This window comes from Prauserella sp. PE36 (assembly GCF_003311655.1).
In the GTDB taxonomy this organism is placed as follows: Bacteria; Actinomycetota; Actinomycetes; order Mycobacteriales; family Pseudonocardiaceae; genus Prauserella_A; species Prauserella_A endophytica.
In genome coordinates this window covers 123,458-134,667 of the sequence record NZ_QEQT01000048.1, presented here as the reverse complement: position 1 = coordinate 134,667, position 11,210 = coordinate 123,458, and the positions used below count along the sequence as shown (strand labels likewise).

7 protein-coding genes are annotated in these 11,210 nt (G+C 71.5%); 5 read left to right on the top strand and 2 right to left on the bottom strand.

Annotated elements, in window-relative coordinates; translation table 11 throughout:
- Nucleotides 1–107: 107 nt before the first annotated feature.
- Nucleotides 108–2,417 carry a SpoIIE family protein phosphatase gene (locus DI005_RS10205; protein ID WP_113641960.1) on the bottom strand — a complete coding sequence of 770 codons (2,310 nt, stop codon included), beginning with the start codon at nt 2,415–2,417 and terminating at the stop codon, nt 108–110.
- Nucleotides 2,418–2,489: 72 nt separating this feature from the next.
- Entirely contained in the window at nt 2,490–3,575 is a 1,086-nt protein-coding gene (gene galT, locus DI005_RS10200) for a galactose-1-phosphate uridylyltransferase (RefSeq protein WP_113641959.1), read from the bottom strand.
- 409 nt (nt 3,576–3,984) lie between these two features.
- Between galT and DI005_RS10195 the strand changes: the two genes are divergently transcribed.
- From DI005_RS10195 to DI005_RS10175, 5 genes are all read left to right on the top strand, one after another.
- Nucleotides 3,985–6,456, top strand: coding sequence for a LamG-like jellyroll fold domain-containing protein (locus DI005_RS10195; protein ID WP_113641958.1), 2,472 nt, complete (start codon nt 3,985–3,987; stop codon nt 6,454–6,456).
- 87 nt (nt 6,457–6,543) lie between these two features.
- Nucleotides 6,544–7,626: an ABC transporter substrate-binding protein gene (locus DI005_RS10190; RefSeq protein WP_112270352.1), complete on the top strand. Its 1,083-nt coding sequence runs from the start codon at nt 6,544–6,546 to the stop codon at nt 7,624–7,626.
- An 8-nt stretch (nt 7,627–7,634) separates the two neighbouring features.
- On the top strand, nt 7,635–9,212 hold the full coding sequence (locus DI005_RS10185) for a sugar ABC transporter ATP-binding protein (RefSeq protein ID WP_233520073.1): 1,578 nt from the start codon (nt 7,635–7,637) through the stop codon (nt 9,210–9,212).
- A complete protein-coding gene (locus tag DI005_RS10180; RefSeq protein WP_112270350.1) occupies nt 9,205–10,185 on the top strand; it encodes an ABC transporter permease in 981 nt (326 codons plus the stop codon). Before DI005_RS10185 ends, DI005_RS10180 begins: the two co-directional genes overlap by 8 nt.
- Nucleotides 10,182–11,174 carry an ABC transporter permease gene (locus DI005_RS10175; protein WP_113641957.1) on the top strand — a complete coding sequence of 331 codons (993 nt, stop codon included), beginning with the start codon at nt 10,182–10,184 and terminating at the stop codon, nt 11,172–11,174. The genes DI005_RS10180 and DI005_RS10175 overlap by 4 nt, the downstream gene beginning before the upstream one ends.
- The last annotated feature ends 36 nt before the right edge of the window (nt 11,175–11,210 follow it).

Sequence of the window (11,210 nt, the reverse complement as noted above, 5' to 3'; positions counted from 1 at the left end):
CGCAGTGAAGGCCACCATGCCTGCGTTGAACGCAGTGAAGGTGGCCTTCACTGCGGGTCGCCTACAGCGGCTCAGGATGCGCCTCTAGCCCGGGATCCCGGGGGGCCTCAGCGGCGCGGGCCGCCGGGAACACGGATCACGATGAGGCAGGTGTCGTCGTCCGTGTCCGCCGTCGCGTGGCCGAGCAACCGGTCGCTGAACCGCTCGACGTCACTGTCGCCCTCGGCCGCGACGCGCGCGAGCCGGTCGAGGCTCTCGTCGAGCAGCACGCCCCGGCGTTCGATCAAACCGTCGGTGTAGAGCACCAGCGTGTCGCCCTCCCGCAGCACCGTCGTGGTCTCCTCGAAGGCGGCGTCCGGATCCGCGCCCAGCATCATCCCGTGCGGCTCCGCGAGAACGTCGGCGCCGCCGTCCCGCACCAGCACCGGCGGCAGATGGCCCGCCCGTGCCCAGCGGAGTCGCCGCGCCGCCGGGTCGTACAGTCCGCACAGCACGGTGCCGTTGATCCGGCCGTTGGTGAACGTGGTGGCGTTGAGCCAGGCCAGCAGCTGCCCCGGGCCCGCGCCGGTGCAAGCCAGGCCACGCAACGCGTTGCGCAGCGCCACCATGCCCTGCGCGGCGTCGATGCCGTGCCCGGCCACGTCGCCGATCACCAGCAGGGCCTGGTCGCCCGGCAGTGCCACGACGTCGTACCAGTCGCCGCCCACGGCGTGCTCGGATTCGGCGGGCCGGTAGCGCACGGCGATGTCGAGCCCGGCGACGTGCACCGGCCCCGCGGCCACCGGCATGATCGCGTGTTGTAGCTCGCGGACGATCCGGTACTGCTGCCGGGCCCGTTGCTCGGTGTCGGCGAGGCGGTCCTGCGTGGCGGCCAGCGCGACCTGACTGTGGTACTGCGCGGAGAGGTCCTGGTAGATCCCGCGCACCGCCACCAGCGCGCCGTTGTCGGCGACGATGGGTTCGCCGTGAGCCCGAACCTGCCGGACCGTCCCCTCGGGGCGGATCAACCGGAACGTCGCGGTCACGGGGCGGCGGTGCAACAGCGTCGCCTGGAAGTGCTCGACAATGGGCGTGTCCTCCGGATGGACCTTGGCGATGAGGTCCGTCCAGCCGACCGCACCCTCCGAGCGTGCGATCCCGAACAGCACGAACGTCTGGTCCGTCCACGTCGTCTCGCCGGTGACGAGGCTGTGCTCCCACCCGCCCAGCCCGCCGAGGCGCTGGATGTCGCTCAGCAGTGAGGCGAGCTGGTCGGCGTCCGTCCCGGGGCGCCAGTCGACGAGCAGGCCGTCGAGGAACGGCACGATCCGCACGGTAACCTCGGCCGCGCCCGCGGCCTCCCCCGTCGCGCTCGACGGGATGCGCTCGAGGCGGCAGGGCACGCCGGTGCGCAGCACCTCCGCCGCGCGGTCGACGATGCCGTACGCGGCGAGCATCGGGTAGGCGCGCACGAGGCTCAGGCCGGCGAGCTGCCGGTGTGTCCGGCCCGCGGGGTCGGTGAAGCCGGCCGCCACGTGGGTGATCTCGAAGTCCACCGGCTCACCGCGCACGCCGGGCAAGGGCTGCACCAGCAGCCCATCGTCGAGCACGGCTCCGAGCCACGCGTTCTCCGGCCGCCCGGACGGCGTGCGGCCACCGGCCACGAAGCTCGAGGCGAGCACGTGCGCGGTGACGTCGGCCAGCGTCGTCAGCCTGCGCCGCACGCTCGGTGGCACGGTGTGCTCCTCTCCCGACCACACGACCTCCAGCACCCCCAGCAGCGCGGCAGGGCCACGCACGGGCAGCACCGCCCGCGCGCCGCCCGCCCACGGACTGAGCGGCCGCTCGGCGACGGGCAGCGAACCGGCCAGCCACAACGGCTGTCCCCGCTCGGCCACGCGCTGCGCGAAGGAGTCAAGCTGGGGCGGGATGCGCCGCCATCGGCTCGTCTCCAGCGCGCTGAGTCCCGACCCCGCGACGAACTCCAGAGCACCGTCGGGTTGCAGCTGCCACAGCGCGGCGGCCGCGGCGCCGGCCAGCTGCAGCACCTGCGCCAGCAGCGCGTCGCCCAGTTCGCGCCGCTCCCCCGCCGGCTCGTCGGGCACCTCGGGAGGCCGCGCCGGTCGCGGCCCGGCCTCACCATCCGCGAACCGGAGCCTGCCCGCGCCGACCGGCTCCCCGATGAGGTCGGCGGCCAGCTCGACGGCCTTCACGCCGGTGCGCGCCGCGAGGTCACGCAGGTACGCGGCCGCCTCCGCGGGGGTGCAGTGCAGTCGCTCGACGAGCACGCCCTCAGCGAGGCACACGATCTCGCGGGCGGCCTGCCGGTGTCGCAGCTCCTCGAGCTCGCGCTGCTGGCGCTCGACGACCGCGGCCAGCGTGGTCAGCCGCTCGTGCGGGTCGGCACCGTTCAGGTCTGCCGGTCTCTGGGCCTTCACTGGGTCCCCGTTCCGCCGCCTGCGCTGCGAACTCTACGGCACTCGCGGCGCAGGCGGGACGGCGAGAAACCGCTACACCTCGCGAAGTCGGCGCGCGACGTCCTCGGGAAGCGCGTCGGTGATGAACGCGCCCATGCCCGACTCCGAGCCGGCGAGGTACTTCAGCTTGTCGGCCGTGCGTCGCACTGAGAACACCTGCAGGTGCAGGTACCCGAGGTCCTCGTCGTCGGTGACGGGCCCCTGGTGCCATGCCGCGATGTAGGGAAGCGGCGCGTCGTAGAGCCGGTCGAACCGCCGCAGCAGATCGAGGTACACGGCCGCGAAGTCCGCGCGCTCGGCGGGTGTCAGCTCCGGGATGGACCGCACGCGCCGCAGCGGGTACACGTGTACCTCCACCGGCCAGCGCGCGGCGGCGGGCACGAACGCAACCCAGTGCGCGGTCTCGGCGAGCAGCCGCGAGGCCGCCGCGCGCTCGGCGGCGACGACGTCGGCGTGGAGGTCGCCGCCCGTGCGCTCGCGGTAGGCCCTCGCGACCTCTCGCATCCGGCGGGTCCTCGGCGTCACGAACGGGTAGGCGTAGATCTGCCCGTGCGGGTGCCCGAGCGTCACGCCGATCTCCGCTCCCCTGCTCTCGAAGCAGAACACCTGCTCGATATCGTCCAGTGTGGACAGCTGCTCGGTGCGGTCGGCCCAGGCGTCCATTACGAGCGCGGCCTGCTCGGTGGTGAGGTCAGCGAAGCGCGCATGGTGGTCGCTCGTGAAGCAAACGACCTCGCACCGTCCGTATCCCGGCCGCACCGGCACGAGCGGATGGCCGCTGCCGACGGGCGCGGGGTCGGCGCCGGTGGACAGGCTCGGGAAGCGGTTCTCGAAGATCGCGACCGTGTATCCGGCCGAGGGGATCTCCGTCTGCCTGCCGGGCCCGGAGGGGCACAGCGGGCAGTTCTCCTCCGGCGGCTGGAAGGTGCGGTCCTGCCGGTGGGCGGCCATCATGACCCACTCGTCGAGCAGTGGGTCGAGGCGCAGCTGGGAGGACGTGCTCACCGGCGGCAGCATCCGCGAGTCGGGCCGCCGGTCCACGGAGGTGTCGCTGGTGTCGTCGATGTCGAAGTACAGCAGCTCGCGGCCGTCGGCCAGCGTGGTGATCGTCCTCTTCACGGGTCACTGCTCCTCGGGCTGCGCACGTTGGACGAGCGGGCTCCGCGTTCGATCACGAAGCAACAAAATCGAACAGTCAGCATGTCAGAACCGCGTTCCCCTGGGCGAGCGGGCAAACGGGCGCATGATCTACGTGGCTCCGCCGCTCACCGCTACGCAGAGTGCGCCGGTAGCGCGGGGCACTGCGCGATTGGTGTTGAACCTTGCGCGAGTTTGGTCGCAAGTGTTGACACCATCACGCAAAGTGTGTGAACTGCTTCACACCGGGGTCGCGTTCGCGTGAACACGGTGGCCCCGGTGTCGTGGCGCCAGCGACCCGCTGGCCCGGTCCCCCCGAGAAGGGTGTTCGACTGTGCTGTCACTCGCACCACTGACTCGAAGACACCGAGGCGGTGCCCGCAGGACGTCCGTGACGGCGGCGCTGTCGGCGCTGCTGCTGGCCGCCGGCGTCTCCGCGCCCGCACAGGCCCAGACCACTCCCGGCTGGGAGATGGGCGAGCCGAGGATGGTCACCCCGTGGACCGCCGACGTCTCGCCGGCCAACGCGCTGCCGGAGTACCCGAGACCGCAGCTGGCCCGTGACGAATGGCGCAACCTCAACGGCGTCTGGGAGTTCGCCGGCGCCACCGAGGGCGAGGCCCCGCCGTTCGGGCAGGGCCTCGCCGAACGCATCCTGGTGCCCTATCCCACCGAATCCGCGCTGTCCGGCATCCAGCGGCACGAGGACCACATGTGGTACCGCCGCACGTTCGAGGTGCCCCGCGACTGGCGCGTCGGCAAGGACAAGGCGCTGCGGATCAACTTCGGCGCCGTCGACTACAAGGCCACCGTCTGGGTCAACGGGCAGGAGGTCGCCACGCACCAGGGCGGCTTCGGCGCGTTCAGCGCCGACGTCACCGACGCGCTGAAGCCCCACGGCAAGCAGGAGATCGTGGTCGGCGTCGAGGACCGCACGGACGCCACGTGGCAGCCGGTCGGCAAGCAGCGCAACGTCCCCGACCGCGGGATCTTCTACGAGGGCGCGTCCGGCATCTGGCAGACGGTCTGGATGGAGCCCGTCGCCCGCTCCCACGTCGACACCCTCGGGATGGTGCCGGACATCGACACCGGCACGCTCGGCCTGACCGTTCACACCGGTGGCGAGGGCGGCAGGCTGACCGTGGAGGCCACTGTCCGGGACGGCAAGCGCACCGTCAGCCGCACCCGCGGCGCCGCCGACGAGCCGCTGCGGGTCCCCGTGCCCAGGGCGAAGCTCTGGTCTCCGGACTCGCCGTTCCTCTACGACCTCGACGTGGTGCTCAAGGACCGGGGCCGGGTGATCGACCGGGTCTCGTCCTACTTCGGCATGCGCGAGATCGGCATGGTCGAGGGCGAGGACGGCAGGAAGCGGATCACGCTCAACGGCGAGGTCCTGTTCCTGATGTCCACTCTGGACCAGGGCTACTGGCCCGACGGCATCTACACCGCGCCGACCGACGAGGCGCTGCGGTTCGACCTCGAACAGCACAAGGTCCTCGGGTTCAACACGGTCCGCAAGCACATCAAGACCGAGCCGGACCGCTGGTACTACCACGCCGACCGGCTGGGCCTGCTGGTGTGGCAGGACATGCCGTCGATGAAGACGGGCGGGCGACCGCCCGTCGACGCCCAGCGGCAGTTCGAGACCGAACTGCGCGAGCTGGTCGAGGAGAAGAAGAACTGGACCTCGATCATCGGCTGGGTGCCGTTCAACGAGGGCTGGGGCGAGTGGTCGCGCGAGGCCACCGGGCGGATCGCCGACGAGGTCAAGGCACAGGACCCGACGCGGCTCGTCAACGCGCACAGCGGGGTCAACTGCTGCGCCTCGCTGGGTGACTCCGGCCGCGGCGACGTGATCGACTGGCACGCCTACCCCGGCCCCGCCAAGCCGACGCCGGACGCGAACCGCGTGTCGATCGACGGCGAACACGGCGGTTATGGTCTCGAGGTCGAGGGCCACATGTGGTTCGGCGAGGGCCACGCCTACGAGATGCGGCCCGACTCCGAGAGTCTGACCGAGGCCTACGTCGCCAACCAGCGGGAGGTACTCGCCGCGGCCCGCAACTGCGCGATCAGCGGGGCGATCTACACGCAGATCACCGACGTCGAGCACGAGGTGAACGGCTTCTTCACCTACGACCGGCAGGTCGCGAAGATGGATTTCGACCGGGTGCGGGCCATCAACGAGGAGATCATCAGGGAGGCCGACGGCAGCGGTGGCGGCGGTCCCGATCCGGGGCCGGGCACACCCGGGCTGTCCGGGGTGCACGCCTACAAGTTCGACGAGGGCAGCGGCACCACGGCGGCCGATGCCGTCGGTGACACCGACGCCACCGTGACCGGTGGTGAATGGACCACCGGCGTGCAGGGCGGGGCGCTGTCGTTCAACGGCGGCGGCCAGGCCGACACCGGGGCGTCACTGGTCGACACCGCGGGCAGCTACACGGTGTCCGCGTGGGCGAAGCTCGACGTCGCCGACGGCGGCTTCCAGACCGTGGTCAGCCAGGACACCGGCAGCAACAGCGCGTTCTTCCTGCAGTACTCCGGGCAGGACCAGCGCTGGGCGATGAGCTTCGTGGGCCTGCGGGCCCTTTCGCCCACCAAGCCGGAGCCGGGCCGCTGGTACCACCTGACCGGCGTCCGGGACGCCAAGGCGGGCACCGTGGAGCTCTTCGTCGACGGAGTGAAGGTCGACGAGCGCGGCGCGTGCGGCGCGGCGGCCTCCACCGGCAACACCGTGATCGGGCGGGCCGAGTACGGCGGCAACCAGGTCGACCACCTGCGTGGCGACGTCGACGACGTCCGCGTCTTCGACCGGGCACTGTCCGACGACGAGGTCGCAAGGCTCGCGGCAGGCGAGTGATCCCTCCCCTGGGCGGACCCGCGTGCGGGTCCGCCCAGGGGCCCTTCCTTCGTGCTGTTTCTGATCGGCTGAACAAAGGAGTTCGTCATGGCACGCACGACCATTCCTCGTTCGTGGCGCGTGCTCGCTTCCGCCGCGGCGCTCGGCGCCGTGCTGTCCGCGTGCACCAACCCGGGTGACGACCAGTCGGGCGCGGCACCCTCCCCCGCGGGCGGAGGCGACGGCCAGGTCGTCAAGGAGAGCTCCGGCGACGGCTGCACGCTGCAGGACTACGGCGCGGAGAAGCTGGACCTGAGGAACGCGGTGGTCGGCTTCTCGCAGTCCGAACCGGACACCGCGGCGTTCCGCGCGGCCGAGACCAAGTCGATCCGCGAGGCCGCCACGGAGGCCGGGGTGAGGGACCTGCTCGTCACCAACGCCAACAACGAGCTGCCCAAACAGATCGCCGACATCCAGAACCTGCTGAACCAGGGCGCGGACTTCCTCATCGTCGCGCCCGTCAACTCCGATGGGCTCGACCCCGCGCTGACCGCCGCGAAGCGGGCTGGCGTGCCGGTGCTGACGATCGACCGGAAGGTGACCAACACCCACTGCGAGGACTACGTCGCCTTCCTCGGCTCCGACTTCGAGGACCAGGGCAGGCGCGCCGCCGACGCCCTCAACGACGCCACGGGCGGCACCGCGAAGGTCGCGATCCTGCTCGGCTCGTCCGGCAACAACGTCACCGACGACCGCAACGCCGGGTTCAAGGAGCGGGTGCGGGCGCAATACCCTGGGCTGGAGATCGTCGCCGAGCAGACCGCCAACTTCGCACGCGACGAGGGCCAGGCCGTGGCCGAGCAACTGCTGCAGTCCAACCCGGACATCACCGCGATCTACGCGCACAACGACGAGATGGCACTTGGCGCGGTGACGGCGGTGCAGGCGGCGGGCAAGCGGCCCGGTGAGGACGTCAAGATCGTCTCCATCGACGGCACCCGCAACGCCGTGCAGGCCATCGTCGACGGCCAGATCAACGCCGTGATCGAGTCCAACCCCAGGTTCGGGCCGCTGGCGTTCGAGACGGCTCGGAAGTTCTACGCAGGCGAGGCGATCCCGGAGGACGTGATCATCTCCGACGACGAGTACAACCGGGACAACGCCGAGGCCAACCTCGGCAACGCCTTCTAGGGGTTGACGTGACGGTGAGTCCTGCCGGCACCGCACCGCCGCCGGCCACCGGCACCGTGCCCGTGCTCGAGACCGAGGGGCTGTCGAAGTCCTTCGGTCCCGTGCACGCGCTGCGGGCCGTGGACTTCGCCCTGCAGTTGGGCGAGATCCACGCGCTCGTTGGCGAGAACGGCGCGGGGAAGTCCACACTCATCAAGCTGCTGACGGGCGTTCACCGCCCGGACGCGGGCACGATCCGCTTCGCGGGCGCCGAGGTCGCCTTCGACCGGCCCGCGGACGCGCAACGAGCCGGGATCTCGACGGTCTACCAGGAGATCAACCTCGTGCCGCTGCTCTCGGTGGCACGCAACGTCTTCCTGGGCCGCGAGCCGCGCACCCGGTGGGGCCTGGTCGACACCGCCGCGATGAACCGGGCGGCCGCGGAGCTGGTGGGCTCGCTCGGCGTGGACGTGGACGTGACCGCGGAGCTCGGCAGGCTCGGACTGGGCGTGCAGCAGATGGTGGCGCTGGCCAGGGCGATGTCGGTGGAGTCCAGGGTCGTGATCATGGACGAGCCGACATCGTCGCTGGAGGCGCGGGAGGTGGCGACCCTGTTCGAGGTGGCGCGCAACCTGCGCTCCCGCGGGGTGGGGCTGGTGTTCGTGTCACACCGGCTGGACGAGCTGTGGGAGCTGTGCGACCGGGTCACCGTGCTGCGCGACGGGCAGCACGTCCACACGGGACCGATGGCCGGGCTGGACAGGGTGAGCCTGGTGGCGGCGATGCTCGGCCGAGATGTCGCGGAGGTGGCCATCGAGGGCGCCACCGAGTTCGGCGACACCCACCGGCAGGCGGTCGAGCCCGTGCTCACCGTCAGCGGGATCGACGTGCGCAACCGGCTGCACGGCATCGGGTTGCGCGTCCGGCCCGGTGAGGTGGTCGGCCTCGGCGGGCTGCTCGGCTCCGGCCGCAGCGAGACCGTCAAGGCCGTGTACGGCGCCCTGCCGGTCCGCGGCGGCACGGTCGAGGTCGGCGGCAGGCGGGTGCGGCCCAACTCGGTGCGCCACGCCCTGCGCGCCGGGATCGCGCTGCTGTCGGAGGACCGCAAGGCCGAGGGCATCGTGCCCGAGCTGTCGGTGCGGGACAACATAGCGCTGGCCGTGCTGCCCCGGTTCTCCCGCGCGGGGCTGGTGTCGGAGCGGCGGATCGACGCGCTCGTGGAGACGTTCATGCGACGGCTGCGCATCAAGGCCGCGAGCCCGGCGCAGAAGGTGCGCGAGCTCTCCGGCGGCAACCAGCAGAAAGTGCTGATGGCGCGGTGGCTGTGCACCGAGCCGAAGGTGTTCCTGCTCGACGAGCCCACGCGCGGCATCGACGTGGGCGCCAAGGCCGAGGTTCAGGCGCTCATCGACGAGCTGGCCGGGCACGGGCTCGCCGTCGTGCTCATCTCCAGCGAGCTGGACGAGCTGGTGGAGGGCGCCGACCGGATCCTCGTGCTGCACGACGGCGCGGTCGCCCGTGAGCTGACCGGGGAGCACAAGACCACCTCGGCGCTGCTCGCGGCGCTCGCGGGCGGCAGGCGGCGAGCGGAGGACGGCGATGAGTGACGGCACGATCGCCCCACCGGAACCGCGCACGCGGCGGGGACTCCGGACCGACGCCGACTGGATCCGCCGCAACGGCGTGTACGTGGCGCTGGCTTTGCTGGTGCTGATCAACGTGGCCGTCACCGACAACTTCGTCAGCGAGAACACCCTGCGACTGCAGCTGATCCAGGTGACGCCGGTGCTGATCGTCGCGCTCGGTATGGCGCTGGTGATCGGCACCGAGGGCATCGACCTGTCCGTCGGCGCGGTGATGGCGATCGCGGCGTCGCTGATCCCGCTCTACATCGGCTACGGCACGGGGGTCGCGGTCGGGATCGCGGTGCTCGCCGGGGCGATCAGCGGTGCGGTCGCGGGGATCCTCGTCGGCAGGATCGGGGTGCAGCCGATCATCGCGACGCTCGGGATCATGGTCGCCGGCCGTGGACTGGCGAACCTCTTCGGGGGCGAGATCAAGAGCATCCGCGATCCGGGAGTCGTGGCGCTGGGCTCGGGGAGCGTGCTCGGCATCCCCTACGTGGTGCTGATCGCGGCTGCCGTGGCGGCGCTGGTGTGGTTCCTCGTGCGCCGCTCGACCTACGGCAGACAGCTCGTGGCCATCGGCGGCAACAAGCGCGCGGCGGAGCTGGCCGGCCTGCCGGTGCGCCGGGTCCTCGTCACGACTTACGTCCTGTGTGGACTGCTGGCGGCGCTGGCGGGAGTGCTGCTGGCCGCGCGGTCGCAGGCCAGCGACCCGACCAAGGTGGGACTGCTGGTGGAGCTGTCGGCGATCACGGCGGTGGTGATCGGCGGGACGCCGCTGTCGGGCGGGCAGGTGCGCATCGCGGGCACTATCGCGGGCGCGCTGCTGATGCAGCTGATCACGGCGACCCTCATCTTCCACGACATTCCCGATTCGACGGCGCAGATCGCGCAGGCGGTGATCGTGGTCGCCGCGGTCTACGTGCAGCTGGGCCGCAGGAGGGCACGACGATGACCACGACGGTCTCCAGGGAGGAGTCGGCTCCGGCGAGCCCGAGGGCCCGGCTGGCGCGGCTCGCGCAGCGCCAGGGCGCGCTGGTGATCCTGGCGGCGGTGGTGCTCGCCGCGACGTTCTCCTTCGACACCTTCGGCACGACGGGCAACCTGTCGAACATCGCGCTGCAGGCGTCGTTCCTCGCCGTGGTGGCGCTGGGGATGACGTTCGTGATCATGTCCGGCGGCATCGACCTCTCGGTGGGGTCGGTGTTCGCGCTCGGCGGCGTGCTGGCGGCGTGGGGCGCGGGGCATGGCACGTGGGCGGCGATCCTGCTGCCGCTGGGCGTGTGCGGGCTGATCGGCCTGGTGCAGGGGCTGGTGATCGCGCGGGGCGGGTTGCCGGCGTTCATCGTCACCCTCGCGGGCCTGCTGTTCGCGCGGGGGCTGCTGCTGCTCATCAGCGACGAGGGCGCCACGACGTACAAGGTGCCGCCGGACTCGGCGTTCCGGGAGCTGGCCCAGGGCGAGCTGCTCGGCATCGGTTACCCGGTGTGGTTCGTGCTCGTGGCCTTCGCCCTCGGCGGGCTCGTGCTGCACCGCACGTCCTACGGGGCGACGGTGCTCGCGGTGGGTGGGCAGGAGGACGCGGCCGAGCTCATGGGCCTGCCGGTGGCGCGCACGAAGGTGATCGCCTACACGGTGTCGGGCCTGCTGGCCGGGCTGGGCGGGCTGCTGATGGCGTCGTACACGTCGTCGGGTGTGACCGTGCTCGGTGTGGGCATGGAGCTGGAGGTGATCTCGGCGGTGGTGCTCGGCGGCACGCTGCTGACCGGCGGCGCGGGCACCGTCCTCGGCACGCTCGTCGGCGTCCTGCTGCTGCAGGTGATCAAGAACGTGATCAACCAGGTCGGCTCCCTGAACTCCAACTGGCAGGCGGTGATCAGCGGAACGATCCTGCTCGTGGTGGTGACCATCCAACGCTGGCTGGCGACCGTGCAGCGCCGTTAGGCCAGCGGCAGTGAAGGCCACCTTCACTGCGTTGAG

Excerpts from the sequence above, each read along its gene's own strand:
- DI005_RS10180 (WP_112270350.1), top strand. The coding sequence starts at position 9,205 with ATGAGTGACGGCACGATCGCCCCACCGGAACCGCGCACGCGGCGGGGA.
- DI005_RS10190 (WP_112270352.1), top strand. The coding sequence starts at position 6,544 with ATGGCACGCACGACCATTCCTCGTTCGTGGCGCGTGCTCGCTTCCGCC.
- DI005_RS10175 (WP_113641957.1), top strand. The coding sequence starts at position 10,182 with ATGACCACGACGGTCTCCAGGGAGGAGTCGGCTCCGGCGAGCCCGAGG.